This window comes from Enterobacter sp. 01-M-03-SI-ECC, assembly GCF_047530215.1.
Lineage (GTDB): Bacteria > Pseudomonadota > Gammaproteobacteria > Enterobacterales > Enterobacteriaceae > Enterobacter > Enterobacter chengduensis.
This window is the reverse complement of the sequence record NZ_JBLKDA010000047.1, coordinates 1-25,484: the sequence shown is the minus strand read 5'-3', so window position 1 is coordinate 25,484 and position 25,484 is coordinate 1. Positions and strand designations below refer to the sequence as shown.

Annotated in this window: 26 protein-coding genes and 1 tRNA gene; 11 read left to right on the top strand and 16 right to left on the bottom strand. The window is 54.9% G+C overall.

Going from position 1 to position 25,484, the window contains the following annotated elements:
• Window positions 1-163 precede the first annotated feature (163 nt).
• The 8 genes from citG to ACMWKK_RS24365 are packed head-to-tail and all read right to left on the bottom strand — an operon-like array spanning window position 164 to window position 7,475.
• Window positions 164-967: a triphosphoribosyl-dephospho-CoA synthase CitG gene (gene citG, locus ACMWKK_RS24400; protein ID WP_112781528.1), complete on the bottom strand. Its 804-nt coding sequence runs from the start codon at window positions 965-967 to the stop codon at window positions 164-166.
• The gene (gene citX / locus ACMWKK_RS24395; RefSeq protein WP_112781527.1) at window positions 945-1,484 is read right to left on the bottom strand and encodes a citrate lyase holo-[acyl-carrier protein] synthase; all 540 of its coding nucleotides are present in this window, start codon (window positions 1,482-1,484) and stop codon (window positions 945-947) included. The genes citG and citX overlap by 23 nt, the downstream gene beginning before the upstream one ends.
• Entirely contained in the window at window positions 1,481-3,004 is a 1,524-nt protein-coding gene (citF, locus tag ACMWKK_RS24390; protein ID WP_112781526.1) for a citrate lyase subunit alpha, read from the bottom strand. The genes citX and citF overlap by 4 nt, the downstream gene beginning before the upstream one ends.
• Before the next feature lie 10 nt (window positions 3,005-3,014).
• On the bottom strand, window positions 3,015-3,890 hold the full coding sequence (citE, locus tag ACMWKK_RS24385) for a citrate (pro-3S)-lyase subunit beta (protein WP_112781525.1): 876 nt from the start codon (window positions 3,888-3,890) through the stop codon (window positions 3,015-3,017).
• Window positions 3,887-4,180, bottom strand: a complete 294-nt coding sequence (gene citD, locus ACMWKK_RS24380; RefSeq protein WP_045329307.1) for a citrate lyase acyl carrier protein — start codon at window positions 4,178-4,180, stop codon at window positions 3,887-3,889. Before citD ends, citE begins: the two co-directional genes overlap by 4 nt.
• A 16-nt stretch (window positions 4,181-4,196) precedes the next feature.
• Window positions 4,197-5,219: a [citrate (pro-3S)-lyase] ligase gene (citC, locus tag ACMWKK_RS24375; RefSeq protein ID WP_112781524.1), complete on the bottom strand. Its 1,023-nt coding sequence runs from the start codon at window positions 5,217-5,219 to the stop codon at window positions 4,197-4,199.
• A 13-nt stretch (window positions 5,220-5,232) separates the two neighbouring features.
• Window positions 5,233-6,096, bottom strand: a complete 864-nt coding sequence (locus ACMWKK_RS24370; RefSeq protein WP_045329310.1) for a fumarylacetoacetate hydrolase family protein — start codon at window positions 6,094-6,096, stop codon at window positions 5,233-5,235.
• 17 nt (window positions 6,097-6,113) lie between these two features.
• The gene (locus tag ACMWKK_RS24365; RefSeq protein ID WP_045329311.1) at window positions 6,114-7,475 is read right to left on the bottom strand and encodes a 2-hydroxycarboxylate transporter family protein; all 1,362 of its coding nucleotides are present in this window, start codon (window positions 7,473-7,475) and stop codon (window positions 6,114-6,116) included.
• Window positions 7,476-7,820: 345 nt separating this feature from the next.
• Here ACMWKK_RS24365 and ACMWKK_RS24360 point away from each other — a divergent pair, with 345 nt between their 5' ends.
• The gene (locus ACMWKK_RS24360) at window positions 7,821-9,446 is read left to right on the top strand and encodes a sensor histidine kinase (RefSeq protein WP_201746577.1); all 1,626 of its coding nucleotides are present in this window, start codon (window positions 7,821-7,823) and stop codon (window positions 9,444-9,446) included.
• A complete protein-coding gene (locus ACMWKK_RS24355; protein WP_112781521.1) occupies window positions 9,436-10,128 on the top strand; it encodes a response regulator in 693 nt (230 codons plus the stop codon). The genes ACMWKK_RS24360 and ACMWKK_RS24355 overlap by 11 nt, the downstream gene beginning before the upstream one ends.
• Before the next feature lie 86 nt (window positions 10,129-10,214).
• Here ACMWKK_RS24355 and ACMWKK_RS24350 read toward each other — a convergent pair whose 3' ends face one another.
• Window positions 10,215-12,350 (bottom strand): ornithine decarboxylase, encoded by a 2,136-nt coding sequence (locus ACMWKK_RS24350; RefSeq protein ID WP_112781520.1) that lies wholly within the window; start codon window positions 12,348-12,350, stop codon window positions 10,215-10,217.
• A gap of 182 nt (window positions 12,351-12,532) precedes the next feature.
• Between ACMWKK_RS24350 and ACMWKK_RS24345 the strand changes: the two genes are divergently transcribed.
• Window positions 12,533-13,246: a DUF554 domain-containing protein gene (locus ACMWKK_RS24345; protein WP_045329315.1), complete on the top strand. Its 714-nt coding sequence runs from the start codon at window positions 12,533-12,535 to the stop codon at window positions 13,244-13,246.
• Between the two features lie 95 nt (window positions 13,247-13,341).
• A tRNA-Phe gene (locus tag ACMWKK_RS24340) sits at window positions 13,342-13,417 on the top strand.
• 276 nt (window positions 13,418-13,693) lie between these two features.
• On the opposite strand, the gene ACMWKK_RS24335 is transcribed toward ACMWKK_RS24340, so the two are convergent.
• Complete coding sequence (locus ACMWKK_RS24335) at window positions 13,694-14,647, bottom strand: tyrosine-type recombinase/integrase (protein WP_406542948.1); 954 nt, start codon at window positions 14,645-14,647, stop codon at window positions 13,694-13,696.
• A gap of 40 nt (window positions 14,648-14,687) precedes the next feature.
• Window positions 14,688-16,226: a TraI domain-containing protein gene (locus tag ACMWKK_RS24330; RefSeq protein ID WP_152043830.1), complete on the bottom strand. Its 1,539-nt coding sequence runs from the start codon at window positions 16,224-16,226 to the stop codon at window positions 14,688-14,690.
• 198 nt (window positions 16,227-16,424) lie between these two features.
• Between ACMWKK_RS24330 and ACMWKK_RS24325 the strand changes: the two genes are divergently transcribed.
• The 6 genes from ACMWKK_RS24325 to ACMWKK_RS24300 all read left to right on the top strand — a co-directional run bounded on the left by ACMWKK_RS24325 (window position 16,425) and on the right by ACMWKK_RS24300 (window position 21,044).
• Entirely contained in the window at window positions 16,425-16,985 is a 561-nt protein-coding gene (locus tag ACMWKK_RS24325) for a pili assembly chaperone (RefSeq protein ID WP_226869112.1), read from the top strand.
• Between the two features lie 176 nt (window positions 16,986-17,161).
• Window positions 17,162-18,178 (top strand): hypothetical protein, encoded by a 1,017-nt coding sequence (locus ACMWKK_RS24320; protein WP_152043831.1) that lies wholly within the window; start codon window positions 17,162-17,164, stop codon window positions 18,176-18,178.
• Window positions 18,179-18,286: 108 nt separating this feature from the next.
• Window positions 18,287-19,483, top strand: coding sequence for a conjugal transfer protein TraF (locus ACMWKK_RS24315; RefSeq protein WP_226869113.1), 1,197 nt, complete (start codon window positions 18,287-18,289; stop codon window positions 19,481-19,483).
• A 57-nt stretch (window positions 19,484-19,540) separates the two neighbouring features.
• Window positions 19,541-20,086 (top strand): hypothetical protein, encoded by a 546-nt coding sequence (locus ACMWKK_RS24310; protein ID WP_152043833.1) that lies wholly within the window; start codon window positions 19,541-19,543, stop codon window positions 20,084-20,086.
• Between the two features lie 35 nt (window positions 20,087-20,121).
• Window positions 20,122-20,769 (top strand): hypothetical protein, encoded by a 648-nt coding sequence (locus ACMWKK_RS24305; protein ID WP_152043834.1) that lies wholly within the window; start codon window positions 20,122-20,124, stop codon window positions 20,767-20,769.
• On the top strand, window positions 20,766-21,044 hold the full coding sequence (locus ACMWKK_RS24300; RefSeq protein ID WP_152043835.1) for a hypothetical protein: 279 nt from the start codon (window positions 20,766-20,768) through the stop codon (window positions 21,042-21,044). Before ACMWKK_RS24305 ends, ACMWKK_RS24300 begins: the two co-directional genes overlap by 4 nt.
• An 83-nt stretch (window positions 21,045-21,127) precedes the next feature.
• Here the strand turns inward: ACMWKK_RS24300 and ACMWKK_RS24295 are convergent, their stop codons facing one another.
• The 5 genes from ACMWKK_RS24295 to ACMWKK_RS24275 all read right to left on the bottom strand — a co-directional run bounded on the left by ACMWKK_RS24295 (window position 21,128) and on the right by ACMWKK_RS24275 (window position 25,088).
• Window positions 21,128-21,811 carry a hypothetical protein gene (locus ACMWKK_RS24295; RefSeq protein ID WP_000793034.1) on the bottom strand — a complete coding sequence of 228 codons (684 nt, stop codon included), beginning with the start codon at window positions 21,809-21,811 and terminating at the stop codon, window positions 21,128-21,130.
• A gap of 130 nt (window positions 21,812-21,941) precedes the next feature.
• A complete protein-coding gene (locus ACMWKK_RS24290; RefSeq protein WP_000493293.1) occupies window positions 21,942-22,895 on the bottom strand; it encodes a DUF1281 domain-containing protein in 954 nt (317 codons plus the stop codon).
• A 91-nt stretch (window positions 22,896-22,986) separates the two neighbouring features.
• Window positions 22,987-23,979, bottom strand: a complete 993-nt coding sequence (locus tag ACMWKK_RS24285; RefSeq protein ID WP_152043836.1) for an ArdC family protein — start codon at window positions 23,977-23,979, stop codon at window positions 22,987-22,989.
• 95 nt (window positions 23,980-24,074) lie between these two features.
• Entirely contained in the window at window positions 24,075-24,698 is a 624-nt protein-coding gene (locus ACMWKK_RS24280; RefSeq protein ID WP_152043837.1) for a hypothetical protein, read from the bottom strand.
• 81 nt (window positions 24,699-24,779) lie between these two features.
• The gene (locus ACMWKK_RS24275; RefSeq protein ID WP_152043838.1) at window positions 24,780-25,088 is read right to left on the bottom strand and encodes a hypothetical protein; all 309 of its coding nucleotides are present in this window, start codon (window positions 25,086-25,088) and stop codon (window positions 24,780-24,782) included.
• Between the two features lie 66 nt (window positions 25,089-25,154).
• On the opposite strand from ACMWKK_RS24275, the gene ACMWKK_RS24270 reads away from it, so the two are divergent.
• Window positions 25,155-25,358 (top strand): hypothetical protein, encoded by a 204-nt coding sequence (locus tag ACMWKK_RS24270; RefSeq protein WP_406542947.1) that lies wholly within the window; start codon window positions 25,155-25,157, stop codon window positions 25,356-25,358.
• The last annotated feature ends 126 nt before the right edge of the window (window positions 25,359-25,484 follow it).

The following is a 25,484-nucleotide window of genomic DNA, read 5'->3' as shown; positions in this document are numbered from 1 at the left end:
CGGGTCTCAGTCCAGGGCATAGCGAGTCTCCTCTTCTATGCCAGTTATAACTGTTACCCATGTATCCGGTCTAAAGTGTTACCCATGTTTCCGGTTCATACCCTGCGCTTACCGGGCCTACAAAAACAAACCGTAGGCCGGGTCAGGCGTAGCCGCCACCCGGCTATTTTATTGCAGACAGCACCCACCCCACCGACAGCAAATCCGCGCTGCCGCCCGGGCTCAGATTGCGTTCTATCAATGCATTATCCATCTTAAGCAACGCCTCGCGGTCCCAGCCGTTAGCCAGTAATCCCCGCGCGTAGACCTGAACGTAGCGTAGCCCTTCAATGCCGCCGCGCGAGACGAGGTTGCTGTCCTGATTGATTGCCATCAGGCGCAGCAGCAGGCCGTGAAGTGAACGTCCGTTCCACTGCGCCAGCGCCTTGCGCACCGTTGCAAACCCGCTCTCTGCCTCACCGCGCGCGCCGGTTAAGCCGTACTGCTGAAACTGCCGCTCGCCCGCCGTCGCCTGCCCGCCGCGCCCGGCCAGCTCCCGCGACACCAGCCCGCGGCAGATGTTACTTACCTCACAACAGAGGCCTTCTGCAGAGATATTTTTCACACGCCCGGCGGCAAAGCAGAGTAAACCCAGCGCAAAAATCCCGCCCTTATGGGTGTTCACTCCGCTCGTCGCGGCGTACATCGCCTGCTCGCAGGCCATCCCCATCGGGCGGATGATCCGTAGCTGTGCTTCAGCAGGTTTATCGGCATGCGCGTTACCGAGCTCGGCAAAGCGCGAAAACCACGGCGTAATCGCCGCGATGCTGCGGACAAACAGCGCGTGGTCCATGTCGCGGTGGGAACCGTTGTTGAGCGTGTCCACCAGCCCCGGCTTGGGCGTCAGCTCCAGCTCCTGCCACAGCGCCGCTTCAGCAAGGGCAGGCACGTCCGTAATGCGGGGCTTAGTCGCGAGCAAACCAGTCATCAATCATCTTCTCCACGCGGGAAACCACCTGTTCAACGGGGTGATTGCGCGAACGGGAACAGGCGTGCGCGGGCTCGTCGCAAATCAGGCAGCGCCGGAGATTTGCCCCCAGCGACTGACGCCCGACGTGGCCGTGCTGAGGGCAGATCACGTCCAGATCCCAGAGCCTGCCGAGCGGGTGCGTCTGCTCCAGATCCGCGCAGTGCGCTTTGATCTCCGCCGCCGGATGGGCCACGCACCACAGAGCTTCTGGCCCGGTCGGGAGCCACAGCACCTGACGGTCCAGCACCTGCCAGCGGTTTTCCCACAGCAGCTGGTCGCACATCTGCAGCGCCACGCCCATGGTGTTGCGATAGCGCAGGCTGTCCTTGATTTCCCCTGGCGTAACCAGCGTGAGGGATATCACCGGCTGTTGATAGTGCTCGAGCATGTCAGCCTGGCGCGCTGCGCGGCGCTCTTTCGCCGCCAGCAGTTCGTCCAGGCTGACACCCGCCCGCACGGGTGTCGCTACCGTCATACTTCCTCCTTCACCTGTCGCACGGTGTCGATCACGCTGCCGTCGCGATAGCGGATCACCCCGACGATTTTGTCGGTAAATTCAATCGGTTTCGGTACGCCAGTCAGGGAAATCGCCCGCTCGTACAGCGCGTTGATATCCACCACCTTCAGCCCGGCGGCCATCAGCCGCTCGCGGACCTCCGGGCGCGCCGGGTTGACCGCAATGCCGTGATCGGTGACCAGCACGTCGATGCTTTCACCCGGCGTGAGGCGCGTGGTGACGCGCTTCACCACCGTCGGAATGCGGCTGCGCAGCAGAGGCGCCACCACGATGGTCAGGTTTGCCGCGGCGGCCACGTCGCAGTGCCCGCCGGACGCGCCGCGCATCACGCCGTCGGAACCGGTGATGACGTTGACGTTGAAATCGACGTCAATTTCCAGCGCGCTGAGGATCACCACGTCGAGCTGGTCGCAGCTTGCCGCCTTGCTGCCGGGGTTGGCGTAGACGTTGGTGGAGATCTCCACGTGGTTAGGGTTGCGCGCCAGCGAGGCCGCCGCCTGGCCGTCAAAGCACTGAGTGTCGAGCAGCTTTTCGATCAGCCCCTTCTCGTGCAGATCCACCAGGCTGCCGGTGATGCCGCCGAGCGCAAAGCGCGCCTTCACGCCGCTGCGCTCCATCTTCTCTTCCATAAAGCGCGTGCAGGCGGTCGCCGCCGCGCCGGAGCCGGTCTGCATCGAGAAGCCCGGCTTGAAGTAGCCGGAGTGCTCGATCACGTCCGCCGCATAGCGGGCGATCATCAGCTCGCGCGGGTTGCTGGTGACGCGCGCCGCGCCGACGCTGATTTTCGCCGGGTCACCGACGCTCTCCACCTGCACGATGTAGTCCACCTGGTCCTGCACCAGGCTGGCGGGCATATTGGGGAACGGCACCAGCGCTTCGGTCAGCAATACCACCTTGCGGGCAAAGTGCGCGTCCACCATGGCGTAGCCCAGGGAGCCGCAGCAGGATTTACCGTGGGTGCCGTTGGCGTTGCCAAACTCATCGCTGCACGGCACCCCGAGAAACGCCACGTCGATATTCAGCTCCCCGTCCTGGAGCAGCTTCACGCGTCCGCCGTGGGAGTGAATTTGCACCGGCTCGTCCATCAGCCCGTGGGAGATGGCGTCCGCCAGCCTGCCGCGCATGCCCGAGGTGTAAATGCGGGTGATGACGCCGCTTTCAATATGCTCGATCAGCGCGTCGTTGCAGGTCATCAGCGAGCTGGAGGCCAGGGTCAGATTTTTGAAGCCCATCCTCGCCAGCAGCGCCACGACGGTGTTGATCACCCGGTCGCCTTCGCGAAACGCATGGTGGAAGGAGATGGTCATTCCGTCCCGCAGGCCGCTGCGCTTCACCGCCTCTTCAATGGAGGCACACAGTTTACGGCTGTGCTTCGCGTCGCTGTCCGCCAGCCACGGCGTGGCGCTGTGGGCGGTATCAAACGGTTTTAAGTCCCGCAGATGGGGAAAATTCACGTGAAGAAGTTCTGTCTGATTCATCATCTCATCCTTACCGACGCACGCCGGAAGCCGCCGCGCGCTCCAGCACCACCTGCGCGTGGTTAATAATCGGTGCATCCACCATTTTGCCGTTAAGCGACACCACGCCCAGGCCGTTGCGCTCGCCCTCTTCTGCCGCCTCAATCACCCTTTTGGCGTGATCCACCTCCTCCTGCGTCGGGGCGTAGGCGTTGTGCAGCAGGTCTATCTGGCGCGGGTTAATCAGCGATTTGCCGTTAAAGCCCATCTTGCGGATCAGATCGACCTCGCGCAGGAACCCGGCCTCGTCATTAACGTCTGACCACACCACGTCGAAGGCGTCGATGCCCGCCGCGCGGGCGGCGTGCAGCACGGCGCAGCGGGCGTAGAACAGCTCGGTGCCGTCGCCGCGCTCGGTCTGCATGTCCATCACATAGTCAAAGGCGGCCAGCGCGATGCCGATGAGGCGCACAGAGCTGCGGGCAATCGCCACGGCGTTAATCACGCCAATGGCCGACTCAATCGCGGCCATCACGCGGGTGGAGCCGACCTCGCGGCCGCACTCGCGTTCGATGCGCTCAAGGTGGCTTTCAAGTTCATAGACATCTTCAGGCGTATCGGTTTTCGGCAGGCGAATCACGTCCACGCCCGCGCGCACGGCGGCCTCCAGATCCAGCAGGCCAAACGGCGTGCTGAGCGGGTTAATGCGCACCACGGTTTCGATATCCTGATACATCGGGTGCTGCAGGGCGTGGAACACCAGCATGCGCGCAGTATCCTTCTCGCGCAGGGCAACGGCGTCCTCAAGGTCAAACATGATGGAGTCGGGACGGTAGATAAAGGCGGTTGAGAGCATGGCGGCGTTGGCGCCCGGCAGGAACAGCATGCTGCGGCGGAGTTTGCTCATTTCAGCGCCCCCCAGTTGATGGCCTGTTCTTCGGCGGCACGCAGCAGCGCGCTTTGCAGGCGGGCGCGGATCACACAGTCCAGCGCCCCTTTGTCTTCAATAATGATTAATCCCTGGTGCACGTTCATGGCGCGCAAGGTGTCGTTGACCACCTGGCGAATCTGCTCGCCAAACTGCTTAATCACTTCGCTGTGGATGACGATCTCCAGCTCGCCGTGAGCGGGCGCGATTTTCACCATCAGGTCGCTGGACTCCTGCGTGCCGGCCAGCGCCTCCCTTACAATTTTCATGATAAATTCCTGGTAGTTAAGCGACTTCCGCACTCGCACGGTAATGCGTTTCGAGATGCGCGAAGGTGGAGTCCGGGACTATTTCCCGGATCCGGGAAAACTGCTGTGTCTTCAGAAAGCGGCGCACTTCGGACGCCGATATGGCGTTGCCGGCGGCCTTGATGCGCGGCATTTCCACCACCTCGATATGCGAGGCCAGCAGGTCGTGCAGCGTCTGGTTGTACTGACGGGTGATGTCGCAGAACGGCTCCGAACCGATGAAGCGGTGCGTGATGCCGAGCGCCGGGGCAATAAAGTCCCGGAAGATCAGCACGTCGATCTCGCTCCACGCCTGCTGCACTTTGCCGGTCTCCTTGAGGAAGTAGGCCGGGAAGGTGGCGCGGGAGATGATGTACTGCGAACCTTCATGCACCACCACGTTCGGCAGGTGCGCCACGCCCGCGCGCACCATCTCGAGGCGCGCGCTGAACGGGAAGAACGACGCGTCTTCACGCACCACGAACAGGTGCAGGGCATCGCACCGCGCCGCCGCCTGCTCCACCAGATGGCGGTGGCCGAGAGTGAACGGATTGGCGTTCATCACGATGGCGCCAATGTTCTCCCCACACCTGCGGTTCGCGCGCAGAGAGCGGCAGTAGCGCTCGATCCCCTGCGGGGTGTTCTCCATCAGCACCGCGTTGTTCCCGCTCTGGGCAATCGGCCAGAAGCCGCTGCGGGCAAAGCGTTCCCGGTTGCACGGACGGGTACAGAGGAAGAGGTGAAAATGGCCGCGCTCCAGCGCCGCATGTTCCACCTCGGCCAGCAGCCGGGCGCTGAGGTTCTCGCCGCGAAGCTGCTCGTTGACCGCCACGCATTTGATGACGTTGGCGGCAAGCCCTGCGCAACCCACCAGCTGCGAGCTGGACCAGGCTTCGACGAACAGCGTGATGTCGTTGTCCAGGCCAAGGCCGCTGTCTGCCAGCAGGTAACGGATCTGGCTTAAGCGTTCCGGATGCTTCGCCACGAGGGTGTGGCGAAAATCGATGGGTTGCGAGTGCATGCTGCCGCCTTACTTAATGTGCTGACGCAAGCCCGACGGCTGGCGCTTCCACGATCACGTTGCTCAGATGACCGATATGCTCGATCTCCACCTCAATGCGATCGCCCTCCTTCATAAACAGCGGCGGGTTACGCTTTTTGCCCACCCCGCCCGGGGATCCGGTGATGATCACGTCGCCCGGGCTTAAGCGGGTAAAGGTGCTGATGTACTCGATCAGCTCCGCGACCTTGTGGATCATGCTGCTGGTGTTGTCTTCCTGCACCATGCGGCCGTTCAGCCAGGTGCGGATTGCAAGCCTGTGCGGATCGGGGATTTCATCCGCCGTCGCCATCCACGGCCCAAACGCGCCGGTCTGACGCCAGTTTTTGCCGGCGGTAAACCAGGTGTGCTGCCAGTCGCGGGCGGAGCCGTCCATGTAGCAGCTGTAGCCCGCCACGTGGCGCAGGGCGTCGTCGCGGCTGATGTTCTCCCCGCCTTTACCGATGATCACCGCCAGCTCGCCTTCGTAGTCGAATTCGCTGGAGTGGCGCGGCTTCAGCACCGGCTCATTGTGGCCGGTCTGGGAATCCGGGAAGCGGACGAACAGCGTCGGGGCCGGGTTATGCTGGTCAAACTCCTTGCGCTTGTCGGCGTAGTTCATGCCCACGCAGAGGATTTTTTCCGGCTGCTCAATCACCGGTAAGAAGGTGATGGCGCTCAGCGGCACGTCCACCGCGTCGTTCAGGTAGCGGGTGGCCTGCGCCAGCCCGTTGCCCTGCAGCAGCGCCTTGAGGTCGCCGTAGCGGTCGCCCAGGCGGCGGCCTAAATCAATCACGCCGTCGGCCTGAACGATGCCGTAGCTGCGTTTTCCCTGGTATAAAAAGCTTGCGAGTTTCATTGTTCTTTCCTGAAAACTTAAACGAGGAAGTTGCCCAGAATCAGCAGTGAGATAGAGACGTTAATCGCCCCGCCAATACGGGTAGCAATCTGGGCGAACGGCATCAGGCTCATGCGGTTGCCTGCGGTCAGGATCGCCACGTCGCCGGTACCGCCCTGCCCGCTCTGGCAGCAGGAGACGATGGCGACATCAATCGGATGCATACCAATCTTTTTGCCGACGAAGAACCCGGTCGCCACCAGCGCGGAGACGGTGCTGATAATCACCAGCAGGTTGGTCAGCGTGAAGGCGGCCACCAGTTCATGCCACGGGGTGATGGCCACGCCAACGGCGAAGAGGATCGGGTAGGTCACCGAGGTCTGGAAGAATTTGTACACCACCTGAGAGCCTTCCAGCAGGCGCGGAGAGGCGCCGTTGCAGAGCTTCACCAGCACCGCCATAAACAGCATGCCGACCGGTGCAGGCAGGCCAATCAGCTTGTGGCCTAGCATGCCCAGCATGTAGAGCAATACCGCCAGCAGCGCGCCGGAGGCGATAGTGGTCACGTCCGCTTTGCCGGAGAACGCGGGCTGAGAGACGGTGGCGTCGGCATTCGCGCGGTTAGGCATCAGCTGGCCTTCGCCGGTCAGGTGCGGGTAGCGTTTACCGAGCTGGTTCAGGCAGCCGGAGATGATGATTGCCGTCAGGCCGCCGAGCATCACCATCGGCAGCACGCGGCCGAGCGCCACGCCCTGGTCCATGTGCAGCAGGGTGGCATAGCCGATGGAGAGCGGGATTGCCCCTTCCCCCACGCCGCCCGCCATGATCGGCAGGATGATGAAGAAGAAGATCTGGAATGGCTCAAGACCCAGCGCCAGGCCGACGCCCATCCCCACCAGCATGCCGACGATTTCACCGCACAGCATCGGGAAGAAGATGCGCAGGAAGCCCTGAATCAGCACCGTGCGGTTCATGCTCATGATGCTGCCGACGATAATGCAGCAGATGTAGAGATAGAGAATGTTGGTGGATTTGTAGAACTTGGTGGTGGACTCGACCACCACGTCCGGCAGCAGGCCGTAGTAGACCAGCGCGGAAGGGATAAAGGTGGCGCAAATCGCAGCCGCGCCAAGCTTGCCGACAATCGGCAGGCGTTTGCCAAACTCGCCGCAGGCGAAGCCGAAAAAGGCCAGCGTGGCGACCATGACCACGATATCGCTCGGCAGTTTTCCGCCCAGGCAATCAATCGCAATCAGCACACCCGCCAGAACGAACAGCGGCAGAGGAATAATCCCAATTTTCCAGGTATCCATAATATGCCACCAGCGCTCTTTGAGTGAAGGTCGCTGAATTTCAATCGGGTCGTGGGTAACAGAGAAAGAATCGTCAGTTGTGCTCATAATAAGCCCCTTGGTTATTTTGTGCGTTCAGCTTAGAGTCACAAAGGCTTACTTTATGTGAGGGATGGCATATTAAAAGCGAAGTTTTAATGGCAGCTATGGTTTTAATGGTTTCTTTTATTTAATGTGATTTATGCCTTATTTATTGCCGTGGTTTTTATGGTTTCTTTTCCGAACTGAACAAACAAATAACATTTATTCGTGCAGCCTGAGATGCGCTCCACCTCGGGACAACGCTTTTACAACGCCCGCTGTGCAAGGGATCACAAGTTTTCGGCAAAGCGGGCGTCCGCGCGAAAAAAGATGATATATTGGCGATCTTTGTCGCTACCTTGCGTGATAGTTATGAAAGTCTCTTTCCAGATCAAGCTGTTTATTTCGCTGGTTGCCTTTTTTTCAGTGCTTTTTGCGCTACTGGGCGGATATTATTATGCCGATGTTGGGAAACAGCTTTATCAGGAAATGAGCACGCGTGCCAAAATACAGGCGGAAGAAATTGCGCTTATTCCAACACTGCGTAATGAAGTTGAACAAAAGAATATCACCGCCATCCATGATTTTATGCAGAAGATTTCTGCACACAGCGACGCCAGCTTTATTGTGATTGGTGATAATAAGGGCCAGCATCTTTTTCACTCGGTGTTTGCCGACAGAGTGGGCACCACGCTGGTGGGCGGCGACAACGAAGACGTATTGCAGGGTAAAAGCACTACCACCATCCGCAAAGGCGGGTTGGGCATTTCGCTGCGCAGTAAAGCCCCCATCTTCAACGCTGCCGGACAGGTGGTCGGCATCGTTTCGGTCGGCTATCTCACCAGCTACCTGGACACCATTACCGTCAGTAAGGTGGTCAATATCCTGATTGCCGCCGTGCTGTTGCTGATCGCGCTTTTTATTTTCTCCTGGTTCTTTACCCGCAGCATCAAGAAGCAGATTTTCTCCCTTGAGCCGCGCGAGATCGGCCTGCTGGTGCGCCAGCAGAAGGCGATGATGGAGTCTATTTATGAAGGCGTGATTGCCATTGACGATCAAAGGCGGATTGAGGTCATCAACCAGGCGGCGCGCAAGCTGCTCGGCCTGAGCCAGCCGGCCCGCGAGCTGCGCGGGCAGCTGATAAGCCAGGTGATCGATCCGGTCCCGTTCTTCGATACCCAGACGATGCTGGCGAAAGATACCCATGACGAGATTTGCCGTTTTAACGATCTCACGGTGATTGCCAGCCGGGTGCACATCATGCTTGAGGGGTCGCTGCAGGGCTGGGTGATCACCTTCCGCGATCGCAACGAGATCGACTCGCTGAGCGCCCAGCTCAGCCAGGTCAAACGCTATGTCGACAACCTGCGCATTATGCGTCATGAGCAGCTAAACCGGATGACCACCCTCTCCGGCCTGCTGCATATGGGCCGCTATGAGGAAGCCATTGGCTACATTCAGGCGCAGTCGGAACACGCTCAGGAGCTTTTGGACTTTATCTCGTCGCGCTTCAGCTCCCCGACCCTGTGCGGCCTGCTGCTGGGGAAAGCCGCCCGCGCGCGGGAGAAAGGTGTCGAACTGTGCTTTGACCCGGCCTGCAGGCTGGACAGGCCGTTTCTGCCGCTGGGGGAGCAGGAGCTGATTTCGATTATTGGCAACCTGATGGATAACGCCATCGAAGCGACGCAGCGGTCGCCGCTTCCCCACGCGCCAGTAGAAGTGCTGATAAAGCTCAGCGAACAGGAGCTGATTATTGAAGTGGCGGATCAGGGCGTGGGCATTCAACCCGCGATCCGTGAGCGGATATTTGAACGCGGCATCACCACCAAAACGCGCGGCGATCATGGGATTGGTCTGTATCTGATCGAAAGCTATGTCACGCAGGCTGGCGGCGCGATAGAAGTTGCCGATAATACGCCGCGCGGCGCCATTTTCTCCTTGTTTATCCCGGCCGCGGGAACCGCCCGGCAACTGGAAGACACCGACTATGCAACATGAACTTATCGACGTACTGATCGTTGAAGACGAGAACGAACTGGCACAGCTGCACGCGGAGCTGATAGGCAAACATCCGCGCCTGAGGCTGGTGGGCATTGCCTCTTCGCTGGCCGCGGCCCAGGCGGAGCTTGCCAACAAACAGCCGCAGCTGATGCTGCTGGATAACTATCTGCCGGACGGAAAAGGGATTTCACTGGTCAATGACCCCATGCTGGCTCGCGCCAACTGTTCGGTGATTTTCATCACCGCCGCCAGCGATATGGACACCTGCAGCCAGGCGATCCGCAACGGCGCGTTCGACTACATCCTCAAACCCGTCTCCTGGAAGCGGCTCAGCCAGTCGCTGGAGCGGTTCGTGCAGTTTGCCGAACAGCAGCGGGTCTGGAAGATTGTCGACCAGCAGAACGTCGATTCGCTGTATCAGCTCCAGGCGAAAAACTACCGCCAGGACAACGGCAGTAAAGGCATTGAGGAAAATACGCTGGCGCGGGTGCAGGCGCTGTTTAACGACAAGGCAACGCACTGCTTTACCGTGGACGAGGTGGTGAGCGAGACGGGATTAAGCAAAACCACCACCCGTCGCTATCTGGAGCACTGCGTGGAGGCCGGTTTTCTGACGGTGGAGATGCTGTACGGTAAGATTGGGCATCCGAGGAGGATGTACCGCCGCGCAGAAGCCTGATGCAGTATTGTAGGCCCGGTAAGCTTGCGCCACCGGGCATTTCGCCGGGTGGCGCTAACGCTTACCCGGCCTACGTTCGAGAGAGTCTACTTTAGAACATACCCATACAGCCGCTTAATCCCGTCGGGATCCTTCTCGCTGTAAACGCCCTGCAGCTCCGGCGAGAAGCCCGGCAGCAGGTTGATGCCCTCTTCCAGCGCCAGGAAGTAACGCTGTACCGCCCCACCCCAGACTTCACCCGGCACCACGCACAGTACGCCAGGCGGATAGGGCAGCGCCCCTTCGGCAGCAATGCGCCCTGCAGCATCCCGGATGCGAACCAGCTCCACGTCGCCGCGAATATAGGCCCGGTTTGCATCCTGCGGGTTCATCACTACCTCAGGCAGGCTCTCCTTGCGGAACATCGCCTTCTGCAGATCCTTCACGTCGAAGCTGACGTAGAGATCGTGCATCTCCTGGCACAACTGGCGGAGGGTATAATCCCGGTAGCGCACCGGGTATTTCTGGAAGATCGTCGGCAGCACGTCCGCGAGCGGCGTATCGTCTTCAATATGCTGTTCAAACTGGCCCAGCATCGCCACCAGCTGCGCCAGCTTCTCGCGGCTTTCGGCGGGCGTCAGCAGGAAGAGGATCGAGTTAAGGTCGCACTTCTCCGGCACGATGCCGTTTTCACGCAGGTAGTGCGCCAGAATCGTCGCCGGGATCCCGAAATCGGTGTACTCCCCGGTTTCGGCATCGATGCCCGGCGTGGTCAGCAGCAGCTTGCACGGGTCGACAAAGTACTGCTCGCTCGCATAGCCTTCAAAGCCGTGCCATTTGGCCCCCGGCTCGAAGCTGAAAAAGCGCAGCTCGCTGGCGATGGCGTGCGTCGGATGATCCTGCCACGGCCGCCCCGCCACCGCCGGCGGGATAAACGGTTTGATCATATGACAGTTGGCAACGATCGCCTTGCGCGCCTCAATGCCCAGCTCCACGCACTCCGCCCACAGCCTGCGTCCGCTCTCCCCTTCGTGGATCTTGGCATTCACGTCCAGCGCGGCGAACAGCGGATAAAACGGGCTGGTGGAGGCGTGCAGCATGAACGCGTTGTTCAGCCGCTTGTGCGGGCAGAAACGCGCCTGACCGCGAATGTGGTTATCCTTCTTATGGATCTGCGAGGTTTGCGAGAACCCGGCCTGCTGTTTGTGCACCGACTGGGTCACAAAAATGCCCGGATCGTTCTCGTTCAGCTCCAGCAACAGCGGGGAGGTTTCCGCCATCATCGGAATAAACTGCTCGTAGCCCACCCACGCGGAGTCAAAGAGGATGTAGTCGCAGAGATGGCCGATCTTGTCGATCACCTGACGGGCGTTGTAGATCGTCCCATCGTAGGTGCCAAGCTGAATGATCGCCAGGCGGAAAGGACGCGCCTCGTCGGCCTTCTCCGGAGCCGCCTCGCGGATGAGATTGCGCAGGTACGCGTCGTCAAAGCAGTGGTCGTCAATCCCGCCAATAAAGCCAAACGGGTTACGCGCGGCCTCAAGATACACCGGCGTGGCGCCCGCCTGAATCAGCGCCCCGTGGTGGTTGGATTTATGGTTATTGCGGTCGAACAGCACCAGATCGCCGCGGGTGAGCAGCGCGTTGGTCACCACCTTGTTGGCCGCCGACGTGCCGTTCAGCACGAAGTAGGTTTTGTCCGCGTTGAACACCTTCGCCGCGAACTTTTGCGCGTGCTTGGCGGACCCTTCGTGGATCAGCAGATCCCCCAGCTTTACGTCGGCATTGCACATGTCGGCGCGAAACACGTTCTCACCGAAGAAATCATAGAACTGCCTTCCCGCGGGGTGCTTTTTGAAAAACGCCCCGTGCTGGTGGCCCGGACAGGCGAAGGTGCTGTTGCCCATCTCCACATACTGGCTCAGAGTGTCGAAAAACGGCGGCAGCAGATTCTCTTCGTAACGGCTGGCAGCGGTCTCCAGCTCCAGAAACTCCTGAGCTTTACCCGAGATGACCGCGGTGGCGCCGTCAGGCACGTCCGTTGGCTCCTGCGAGAAAATAAACACCGGTAAGTGGAAGCCCGTGCGTTTCAGCAATGCAAGGATGCCGCTGCGACTCTCTGTCGCCGTGATGACGACGGCCGCCACATCGGTAAAATCCGTGCTGTCCAGCGTCACCTTTTCACGGTGCGTAGACACGGTTGAGAGCAGCTCGCGGCTGACGGCGATTTTCATGGTTTTCATAAGCGCAATTACCCTCACCGGGCGGTGAGACAGGGAGGAGAAAATTCGCGCAATAATGTCACCTTTTATTTTGAGGTGCAAGAAGGAATCAGTATGCAGTGATATCACCCAAAGCTAAGGCCCGCGCGGCGCTGACGTGCCATAATAATGCAATATCAATGATTAAATAACAGGAGTTAAGCGTGGTTATCGGGCCATTTATCAACGCAGGAGCCGTACTGCTGGGCGGGGTGCTCGGCGCCGTGCTGAGCCAGCGGCTGCCGGAGCGAATTCGCACCTCCATGCCGTCAATATTCGGCCTGGCATCGTTAGGGATCGGCATTCTTTTAGTGATCAAATGCGCCAACCTGCCCGTGATGGTGCTCGCCACCCTGCTCGGCGCGCTCATTGGCGAATTTTGCTATCTGGAAAAAGGCATTAACGGCGCGGTGAGCAAAGCCAAAAATCTGATAGCCCGACCGGGCAAGGCGAAACACGGCACGCACGAGACGTTTATTCAGAACTATGTCGCCATCATTATTCTGTTTTGCGCCAGCGGCACCGGGATTTTCGGCTCAATGCAGGAAGGGATGACGGGCGACCCGAGCATTTTGATTGCAAAAGCGTTTCTTGATTTCTTCACCGCCACTATTTTTGCCACCACGCTCGGCATTGCCGTTGCCGCGATCTGCGTGCCGATGCTGCTTATTCAGCTGGCGCTCGCCACCTGCGCCACGCTGATTCTCCCGCTCACCACGCCGGCGATGATGGCAGACTTTACGGCCGTCGGCGGCCTGCTGCTGCTGGCGACAGGGCTGCGCATCTGTGGGATCAAGATGTTTGCCGTGGTGAACATGCTGCCCGCGCTGCTGATCGCGATGCCGCTCTCCGCGCTCTGGACGCACTTTTTCGCTTAAGGATGCGGCGAAATGGTGAGAGATTGCGCAGTCTGTAACGAAAACAACATTTTTCGTTGACGCCACGGGGCAGATCGGGTTTAATGCGCCCCGTTGCCCGGATAGCTCAGTCGGTAGAGCAGGGGATTGAAAATCCCCGTGTCCTTGGTTCGATTCCGAGTCCGGGCACCACTTCTTCAGAGCCTGTTCGTTAAGAGATGAGATCCTTAACGGGCAAGACAGTAGTCCCCAGACGGCATGATGATGGTACTTGTGTTACCGCATCAGTTGAACACGGGACTTAAATCCAGAGGATGTTGTCACCATCCTCTGGATTTCTCACGTCCACAATTTACTTCACGAACGTATTTACCCTCAGATCTTCCCTGTGTCAATCTTTTGTAAAGCAAACATCCCTTTTTTTTCCATTTTTAATTTCATCAACTTAGATTTAACTTAAGATTAGTCTTATGCCGCATCCAGCTCCTCCAGCAAGTCCCGGACCTTATCCAGGTCACTTTCAACATACTCCAGCGTGACCGCCGGCGTTGAATGACCCAGCAGGTCCTGTGCCATCTTCAGATTACGATCCGGCAAACGCATCAGGTTAGTCGCGATGGTGTGTCGGAATCTGTGCGGGCTGACTGTAAAACCGCATTCTCGTGAAAGTCGTCTGAAAAACGCACGCAACGGCGGATAATCCATGTTGCTGCTGATTTCATTCTTCCGGCCATCAAAGCGAGATAGATTAAACAACTGGTCCTGCATCTTCGCGCCACGTTCAAGGGAAAGGTTATGGAGCCTTTCAAGTCTGGGGCGGAGGTTTTCAGTAATCGGAACCCTGTGTTCCTTATGGTTCTTGGAACCCTCAGGCCGGAGATTAATCCAGCGGTGCTCAAAATTTACATCCTCCAGGCGAATGTGCAGCAGCTGGTTCTGGCGCATTCCTGTCCTCCGCAATGCATCCAGTACCGTTAGCCAGAACCATGCTGGCCGTAAGGCGCTTTTTCTTAACTCCATCATACCAATCCGTTCATCCTCTTCCCTTGCCAGCATGTGCAGATAAATTTTATTCATCTGCACATCAGTCAGTGTTTTTTTGCGTTTGACATCAGGTCGGGTAATTACGCCGTTGAAAGGGTTTTCCCTCATCGTTACAAGCCCATTAACGATGGCGTGATTAAATATAGCGCGCATATGAGTCACTTTATTATTCCATGTCGTTCTGCTCAGTCCTTCCTCATGGATAATTTTTCGGCGCCACGTTAAAACCAGCGTTTTATCAACCTGCTCTGGTGAAATACCTTTCCCGCTAAAGGAAATGAATGATCTGACTACCTTCCTGTAGCTCCACTCCGTAGCCGGGCGCAAAGATTTACTGAAAAAATAATCATCAAGCACTTCTTCAAATGCATTGTTCATATTCACCTCGTATATTGTTATTCTGACTTAAATAATAGTATTAATTTCTTCGTGCAAGCCATACGCTGTCCGGTGGACAGGTTCCTTTTCTGTAAATAATGTCAGCACTCAGCATGTATCCTGACATTTTGGTGTAACGACCGCTTTTGTCCGGCGTATCGTATTTATGGTAATGCCAGAGGCCTTTACCATTTCGTGAATAATGAACGTTCAGAGCTTCAAAGCTTTTTTGTAACTCTGATTTATCCAGTGACACGTTTGTATTCAGCGATAAATATTTAAAAAAACACTCAGGTGAAACAATGAATACAAACTGAGCCAGAATATGTGCAAAACTCTCGCCCTCATTGACACTAACCGTACCGTCAAGGATTGAGGATTTCAGCCAGTCCAGAAACTTTTCTCCTGGAGTGCCAGATTCCATCCCGACCAGCGAAGGCTCTTCAGAAGAAGTAGTTTCAACCTTCGCTTCAACAACAGGAGCACCAGAACCCGACATCTGGTCAAGCACGCTAAGAAGTTCTGCGGTTGATACCGACTCATCCGGGACAGTTTCATCACCTGTTCGTTCATCGGATGACTGTGTATCATGATTATCAAATGCCGAAAGCAACGTAACCTGACCGGTAACATCCTTAGCAGCATAATCACCTGTCTGGTTAGTATCGTAACCTATTGAAGCATTGTTAATTGGCTCTGGAACCGGTGTTATATTTTTGTGACTGGACGTTTGATGCATATCGTCGTCTATTAAATTTGGGATATTGTTTGTTCTGGATTCTTCCTCCCCTTCCTCCCCTGTGGTGATCACCTTATCGCTTTCAGAGGGGCTTGCTGTACCAGAAACGGTTCCTGATTTATTGGCAACGCTGGCAAGCGCATCGCTGATGATGCTGTTGAGAATTCCAGACTGAGCTTTTTGTCCGCTGAGATACAAAAATAGCGCACCTGAAATCGCCGGCCAGCGTTGAAGCCAGATAGCCGCAGCATCCGGGATGAGTTTACTGGCAATGTACATGCCGTTCATTGAAGCCGTTCTCCCCTGCCGGGGACGCACCCGCCAGTTTGCACCGGGTATTTCCATCCCCGGACACCAGGCTTTTCCGTTCGCCAGGCTCCCTTCAATCTGCGACAACCAGTCAAGATGATGAAAAAGCCCAGCCCAGAACACTGCGCATATCCAGGCAGGCCCCTGCTCTGCCTGCTCCTCAGGCGTCGCTCCCGGAGGTAACATCATACCGCGTACCAGCCTCACGGCACTTGCGGCCACGGATAAACTGAGGTTAGTAAAGCTCCCTGGTGTGGAGAACGGCCCCGCCCAGGCTGCCGGTATTTCCTGAACCCGAACAGCCATTTGCTCTAAGGGTTTAAGCCAGAATTCGTCAAAGGCTGACTGTGACAGTGGGCAATTTTCCCGCAACATCCGGACGATCTTCTGTCGCTCCGCAGTTCCCAGTAACAACTGACCGGACCGTACGTTCCTGAACCCTCCCGCTTGTGCCGGCTGCACGGATGGCCTTACTGAGTGTTCCGTTCCGACTGCCAGCCCAAGGCCTGTTAACCATTTCAGTCCACGCATAACCACCCCATAACCAGATTCCGAATTGACGCTACGCTATGGAGACGGTTGTATTTTGCAAGTCAAAAGCCTTAGTTCCTGATTAAACAAAACGAACTTGCATTAATCCTTAAAGGCCGGTTCACAGTTTTCAGATGAAGATAATTAATCAGCATGCTTCCTTAAGTGCCATCAGAAATCTGAGGGGAAGCGACAGGAATGCAAAGATTAGTGGTCTCTGGAATTATCCTCTGCTGGGGTCTTGCGAGTTACGGGCTCATCACTCTAATTACGGGGTATCAGGATGGGATGGTGTATCTCTGGGGGCTTGTTTTGCTATCCCCTTTTTCTCTGAGAGTGGTGAACTGGATGCAGCGCAGACTCATCAACCAGCCCTGCATCCTGAGCTACCATAAGCGCAGCTCAAGGATATTCGTGCATCTGTCGCCAAGCCAGCCAACCGTCAGTATTTCATCCGAACGTGTGGTCTGGTTCTGGAATGGAGTGCTAACCAGTATAGAGGACGCTCTCAGTGGTAAAGAAAACACCATCGTGATTGCCTCCCATCTCCTGACCTCTTATCGAATTAAACGTATCAGAAGGCATCTTCAGATTCAGGCCGGACATTACCGAAGCCATGTCATACATGTCCCCTTCACACCCGCTGCGCGTGCAGTTATGCAACTGGAAATTCTTCTTGCACAGTGGCGTTGGCGTGTACCGTCCAGAGCGTTATGGCCCGTTCTTGTCATACGAAAAACTTTCAATCCGAAAAAATAATTTCCCCTGTTTTGATTATTCACCTGTTGTCACACTGGCTACATCAATGTAGTCGATCTGAACGATCGATTTTCAACGTTATACATCCACTCTGGTGCGCGGTAACGTATCCACAGTGGATACAATAATTAATAACTTAAGTCGAATTAATGTATTAGCCAACACCGGGAAATTATATGAACCGTCTGAACATCACCTCCATCCTTGCCAGTATCATCACTGAACGGGATGAAAATATGCAGCAGCTGGTAGCCCAGCTTTCGGACGGAAAGAAAACGTCTGGCAGCCCTATTGCAATACGTTTTAAACCAGCTGTCAGGGATTTCGTCACACTGGTATCAGGACGCCTGGGTATTTCATCAGCTGAACTGGTCAATATTCTCGTCGAGGGTATCATGCGCGAGACGCTTATCCCCCGACAGGCTGTGATCACACATATCCACGAACGGTTCTGGCTGCTGATGGATGAGCACCGCCTGTCGGTACTGGACGTGGCTCGCCTGCTCTCGGACTGGAATATCGGTCTGAGCGTTCTGGAAAGCCGTGAAAGAACGATGGATTACTTAACTGCACCTTTGCTGAAACAGCTATCTGACTGGTTCTGTGTAAGTACCAGATGGCTGGAAGGAAGTGATCCCCGGCCAGTGTACCTGACCGCTTTCAGCGAATGGATGCAGGTTGCCATGATAATTAAAAAAAGAATTCAGGAATATACATCTGACGACAACCTGACCCGTCCTGACATATTCCTGGTCAAAGAGAATCAATACACCTCAGGAGATATCAAAAACGAATCCGGACATGTTTTCATTTTTATTCGGCGCTATAAAACCGTTAATAACACAACAATTCGTGTAGTTGAATGTATCGGACATTGTCCATCTTCAGGTGCTTATAAAACACAACTTAATTCATTCCTGAGCATGAGCAACATTCTCTTCAGGGCGCATATTCTCAACAGTTTCGACACATTTTATGCATCCGGTTATTTACTGCATGCGCTGAGAGAAGGAAAGATACTTCCGGCCGCTGCACTGTGGGAGATTCAGAAACTTCAACGAACAGAGTCAGGTAAGTTTTCTCAAAATATTTGGACCGAAGAGGAAAGAGAACCTTTTCTTTTCCCTGAGGAATTTATAACACCAGAATGGAGTAAATTTGTTAGCCAAATAACAGCCCTCAATATTAAGTGAAATAACTAGTCAGACACATTGTTTTATTGGTGCGCCAGCGCCAGGGGATTTTTTTGCCTTAAACACCATAAACGACAAAGGATATAAATGATGAAAGCTTCAATTTCAATGATTACACGCTGCGTTTCCCTTGCTCTTCTTGTTTCCGCAGCGCCGTCGGTTAATGCTGCGACGAACTGGATGGAGGCACGCGGTGATGCTATGGGTGGCACCGGCGTGGCATCCGCGCACTACGGTACAGCTGCTCTGTCTAACCCTGCTCTGTTAACTACGTCCGGACCAACCGATGATTTCAGCCTGGTGCTGCCATCGGTGGGCGCCCGGGTCTCTGACCCGGATAAAACCGTGGATAAAGCGGATGATGTTAAGGACCTCTGGGATCGTTTCGACAGCGCCGTCGCTAATCAGTCCGGTGTCAGCGAAAGCGCCGCGGCACTCAAGAGTAAGCTTCAGGATTTGAAAAACACACATGCGAACGGCCAGGTCGGGGCTTCAGTTATTGCAACTGTGCCGAACCAGACACTACCGTTCGCCGTTGTGGTGAAATCATGGGGTACTGTCTCTGTCGATGGTAAGGTAAGCGATCACGACCTGGAATACCTCGACAAGGTCGCCGATGGCACAATCCCCCCTTCTGCAGTGGATACTGACTCACTTACGTCAAGAGCCTACGGTCGTGCGGCTGTGATCACCGATGTCGGCGTGGCCATGGCGCATGAGTTCGAAACTGCAGGACATGCCTGGTCCTTTGGTATCACACCAAAATACCAGCGCGTTGATCTGTTTAACTACAACGTTTCCGTCAGTAATTTTGACAAAAACGACATTGACTCCAGCGAGTACCGCAATACCAAAACCGGTTTTAACGCCGACGTCGGTCTGTCCACAAACCTGAACGATAACTGGACTCTCGGTCTGGCCGTACAAAATATCATCCCCCGCTCAATCGATACCAAAGAAGTAAATGGTGAAAAGGGAACGTTCAAGATTAAACCGCAGGCCACGGCCGGCGCCTCATGGCACAACAGCTTCATCACAACCGCGCTCGATGTCGACCTGACTGAAGCGAGTGGTTTCACCAGTGATAATAAGCGTCAGTTTGCAAGTCTGGGTGCCGAGATTAATGCCTGGAACTGGATGCAGGTGCGCGCGGGTTACCGCCAGAACATGGCTTCCGGAGAAGGCAATGCTTTCACTGCCGGCCTGGGGTTCTCTCCGTTTGATGTGGTTCACCTGGATATCACGGGCATCGCAGGCACTGATCGTACCTACGGGGCGGTTGCACAACTTCAATTCACTTTCTGATCCAGCAAAATGAAGGGGCTGTTTACTGACAGCCCTGGAAGTCCTCAGGAGAACACTATGAAAAAACTCATTCTTTGCTCAGGTATCTCTTTTGTACTTATGGCTCTTGCGGGGTGTAGCCAGAACCAGCTCAATCAGTTTCAGCGACAACTGTCAGATGTCAGCACAATGATATCACCTGGAGAGCAGCATACTTCTGACAAACAGGCTGAACGTAATGAGATTACCCAGGCATTCAGCCTGCCAGTCGGCGTAGATACTGCTGCACTACGCCTGAAGCAACATTATGGTTTTCCCTCAGATGAAGATGTTTCAGCAGCAAGAAACAATGGCCAGGGAAATGCTGGCTGGTCAGCATCGGCAATTTCGGAAGGTGCCAGTTGGTCAGCCCAACCCGGGTCTTATTATCGCATGAGCCGGAACTGGGCAGCTAATGATCGTCTGACAATAGAAGTCACAGGCGATGCTAAACGCAGCAACGTGACCGCAATTTATCGTTCCTCCAATCCGGAGCATCTTAAACCTGAATGGACCGCGCGCCTGTGGAAACAAATTCCGGAAGTCGCAGGCGGTACGAAGGTTAGTCGGGAGGTTGGGCAATGAGCAAGTCACCTTCTACAAGGCCGCAGGAGACTGATATGTCCAGTTTACCAACTGGTGAAAATATCAAAGCCATTGAAAAGCTAATTAGCGATGCCTCAGAGGTTATTGCAAAACGCGAGCGCTCAGTCAGACGTGCAGAACGAAATCTGGAAATAGCCGAAGACCACCTTGCAGACCTGGAAAATCAGAGAGATGAACTCGTCATAGCGAGCTGGGGAGATGCTCCCAATTGGCATGGAATATTTAGTATGAGTGAGGATGCCTCAACTACCATGCGAGCATACCGTGATAAATGGGTCGGTACGATCGCAGGTCTGCGTCTGACTGCCTTCGGCAATATTTATACCGGACAGTCAGTTTACGGGATCGGTTTCACAACAAAGTCTGAAGAAGAACTGGAGCAAACAATCCAGATGGTGGAGTTTGTTCTGCCGTACCTTATTGCTGATGAGCGAAAAGAAAAATCATTAATGATTTATAACTACCCCGCGGTGGACTGCTGCCACAGCTTCGTTTTTAATATCGAAACAGGTACATATGGCATCGCCACAGATCGCTTTATGTCACGTCAGGAAACGATGGAGTTTCCCTCACTGGAATTCGCACTTCGTCACCTCCAGGCAAACACCTTAATAGACGATGTAGATAAACTGAAAAGCCTGAACGATGAGGTGACGGAATGAAAGATGTGTACTGGGTAGTCGAAGCCAACGGGAAGGAAATTGGCGCTATGACACTGGATGAGTTTGAATACATCCACAAGTCCGTAAAGGCAAACTGGATGAACAGGATCGTTGCCGTTATCAGGTTTTTCTTTTTCCCTGCATATAAGAAAACAGGCCTGTACTGGCCTGAAATCGAAGAGGAAGTAAAAGCACTTTTGCAGGTCAGAACTGATGCTCCGCTAACCATTAAATTCGTTCGCGGAGAAATGCCAACTCAGATAAGACTACTATAACGGCCAGTAGCAAGATGCTGCCTCATCAACCATTCAATCTCTATACCCAATAAAAAAGCCCCCGGGAGGGAGCTTTTTATTATTCAGGCGGCCTGATTCAGGACATGACGTAAACGACCGGGCCAGTTGCCCTGGTAATGCGCAAACGTATGCAACACACGACGGCGTTCATCGCAAAGAGAGTTGCCAATAACCACTTCACCTGGCACTCCACACAGCGTTAACTGAATATAAGCCATCCCCGCAGCCAGCGGATCGATATCAGTAGCTGAAACCCACAAATACCGGTGTGGTGAATAACCGGCATCGCGCAGCACAGTGGCAAATGCGAGCGCCATACATCCCGCGCCACAGGCTGGCTCCGCCAGGGTAATAAAAGGCTTGTCCGCAAAATTATCAGCAACGTTGCCGAGCTGCATGCGCGCCATCATGATGCCCACATCCCATGGGGTAAAAAACTGACCACGATATTTATCACCCAGTTCAAGCTGCATGAAAACCTGTCCAAGAAAATCACCCGGTGAATCATCCAGCCCATTGACAACATGGGCCAGCAATTCTGCCATACGGACTACATCCTTCTTTTCATAACGTGCAACTATGCGCAGATATTTCTGCTCCCGCTTTTCGCAGAAACTGAGGGCATTCTGAAGAGCAATAACGCTGCAACTGATGAAGTCTTCAAAAACCTGATGTCGATGGTGATAACGAGCAGTCTGGTTGAAAAGCGAAATGAACGCCTTTTCATGGTTTATTAGATTTTTCATGCATGTTTCCTTTAACGGGAAACACGCCCCTGACAGGGAAACAGTGTTTCCCGTCAGGGTGAAAAAAAGCCACAACAAGTGTTGTGGCCAGTATGTTGAACCGGTTAGCCCGGGTTATCCTGGTTTAGTGTCAGGCCCGAATGCTCCCGTATTGTGCCGCTGGCGCCGCATATGGCGTTACCGCTGTGGTTTCCGTAGAGACAAGGTACATTCTTGCTGTTTCACCGTTGCTCAGTTGCTGCATTTCTTCCGGCCAGGGGCCACTGTCAACGTGATCACCGCGGTCAAAACAGTTATATCCGGAAAAACCTTCATCCACTGATTTCCAGTAATGACGGATCTCACAGTCAAACAGCTCTGACATCTCACCCATAACCTCTCCAGATGGCGGGTACCAGGGGGTATCGAACGTCAGTAATATCGTGCCCAGTGATTCACGGCTCCAGTTGGCTTTATGACCAGCCGGGAACTCCACACCATACAGCTGCGTGTAAAGATCTGCAGTTGTGTTAAGCCCCCGGAACAAACCACTGTTACCGTTCAACTCAGTTGCAAGACGTGACGGCATTATCATCAGCATATCGCAGGGACAACTCGCGGCCGGCATTATACTGAGCCATTCCCAACGCTCCTGCGGATCGAACTGTTCCCCGAAGCTGGCAACACCAAACCAATCAGCATAGTGAACAGCCATCAACTGGGACATTATCTGGCGCGATGAAACTGGAATACTCTCCCATTTAAGTGTTTCCAGGCCGGACTGAACCCAGATCTTCTCCATACGTGCAATAGTAGCGCTGTCGAGCCACGCATCCTTTTCCATTAATTCCAGGAAATGCTGGAACGCCTGGTTTGCCGAAGTAGAAGCCCCCGTACCGGCGGCCGTAAGCATCGGATAAGCAGTAAACTCTGTCGCTTTTGTTGGCTTAAGTATCCCGGCACATCCAGCAAGAAACAGCTTTATGGCCTGCCGTATGGCATGTCGATAACGCGGAGTTTCAGTGCCGGCAATCCAGGACTGCATCACGTCAATACAAACAGATTTCGCGGTGATTTCCAGACGGTTTTTGCACCATGAAAACATAGTTATTACTCCTCTTTAGTTTAGACAGAGGGCATCTCCCTGAGGAGATACCCTCAGGGGATGCTGATGGCCAGGGCCATCAAGTTTATTGTTAAGCAGCCTTGTTCTGTTCCGGTTGTCGGTTCAGTGGCTGCAGTAAAAATTCCGACGCTTCCCGGGCAAACCGGCAGGCGCGGAAAAAGGCTTTTTTATCGTCACGGAGTACCTTCAGCCAACTGGCCAGATAGCTTTCATGCTGAACATCACCGTAAATACCCAGCTCTGCACAAAGAAAAGCACTGCCTGTTTCGGCAATAAGCTCCTCAAAGGCGTAAACCGGATCACCGAATTTTCGCGAAGAAGTTGTTATCCCTTCACGGCTAAGGCGGCGGCTGTGGCCGGTTGCATGAACCAGTTCATGCAGTAGTGTGGACCAATAATCAGCTTCAGAATTAAACTGCGAAGTCGTAGGTATCACAATTCGATCGGTTGATGGCTGATAATACGCCCGGTTTTGTCGGTACGATGTGCAAACCACACCGGTTGCATTCAGTACTGACAGTACCTGCTCCTGTTGTTGTTCACTGAGTATGGAATGCCGCTCCTTTTCTGCCTCTGTTGGCGGCATGCCGGCAACAGCATCCGGCAGTCCATCACACTGGGCGACATTGAAAAGTTGCAGCGGCTTCAGCATTGCAAGCGACTCCATGACGGGATTACCGTCTTTATCGAACAGCTTGTTATCGTTACCATCCGTCGCCTGTTTCTCAAACGGTTTGTAGATGATGGCCATCGAGCTGGTTTCACCCTTACGCACCTGACCACCCACGGCTTTCGCCTGCTGGTATGTCAGCCATCGATCGGATGAAAATCCCCGCTCTTCAGCAGACATCCACAGCAAGGGTATATTCACTCCGCTGTAATGGCGGCCGGTTGTGGCATTCACCGGTAACGCGCTGCCATGTACGTTCTGTGCAGAACGCCACGGCCGGCGCCACGGTGGAACCCCTTTTTCCAGGGCGGCAATGATTTTGTCGGTGACCTGCTGGTAAAGATCGGCTTTCTGAGCCGGCGCGGCCTTACGGCCGCGAATGGATTTGTTCATAAGGATGCAACCTGTAAAAAAGGGCGCATCCTCCCCGGGGCGGAAGAATGCGCCACCGGGAGTGGAAAAAAGTCAGAGATAGTCAGTAATACAACCTAGCGGCGGGTTCCCGCGTAACGGAAAGAGCCATCAGACATCACCTCGCTGACGCTGCTGCGTACGCTGCGAACCGCACTCTCAAACATCGTGCGATCAGCCGGTTTTGCCCGTTTACAGTCGAGACGGATTACCCTGTCAAGCACAGACAGCGCCTGTGAGCGCCAGCTCAGACGTTCCGCATTCCCTACACAGGCAGGTAAATGCCGGAGAGACTGATCGTAGAGCCAGCGAATATTGCTGCGATATTCCTCCACCAGGACATACACCTTTTCTGGCGGACGGGTCTCCTTACGAATTGTCATACCAGTCCCCAGTGGACCGGCCGATGGCATCATAAAAAGATCGTGGTGTTCGTTCAGAACGGCGTCGACTTTGCTCTGCTCCATAAAGGTCTGAAAAGCGTATTCCTTCTCGGGAATTAACAGGTCTGCATTTTCCGACCAGTTTGCATCTTTCGAGGGATTACAACCTTCCGCCCATGCCCTGAGCCATTCGCCGGGGTTTCGGTCATCCGGAACCCGGATGTATATACCAAGATTCTTTTCAAGCAGCAGTGGCCTTTGCATACCGCCCTGCTGTGATAAAAGAGGGCGTAATTCGGTTGAGGTAAAGCGAATCATCAGGACTCCTTAAATTAATAAGGAGGAGACCTCCCCTGGAGGGAAGGTCCCTCCGGGAAGTGTTAATCAGTCAGAACTGATTCAGTCGAAACGGTAACGCAGCCAGGCCATCTGCTGCGCCATCTGCCGTCCCGCCCGTAAAGCCTTACGTGCGGAGGCAAACTGACCGGCGCTGGCCAGTTGCTGATACTGCCAGTCACGCGAACTGTAGCCCGTTCTGCGTGAAATGATGGCGGTAAAACCCCCTTCAGACTGAACGACCTCGGCGCGGAAACTGCTGTGACCGCTACGGTTGGTGAACCATTCGGCCTGCTGCTGCCGCATTGCTTCTGAAATGCGGCTGAGGACGCGCGTGGTATGGGTGATAAGCAACAGTATTATACTGCTCATGGTTTTCTCCTTAGTTGATGCGGAGAAAACCATCACCGCAGATGCAGGGAGGTTGTCCCCGCATGGGTGGGTAAAAACGTCATCAGATGGCTTCTGTCAGAAGCCTCTGCAGATCACTTGGTCATCATTACGGATGAAAAGATGACTGCATTTCATCAGGTTCAAAATCCCGGCTTGCCGGAATTCTTAACCGGTAATCAGCCCCTTTTACAGGATGCAGCCGGTGGCGAAAGCAGTGAAGATGTCGTTTCCCGGACCACAGGGAACTGACCTCCTGTGGATTGGCCCCTATATTTCCATACACTTTTTATCACTTAACCCATGACTGGTTCGTCGCCGCAGATATTCCCGTGGCGAACGATACCCCAGTGCACTATGCGGATGCCATTCGTTGTA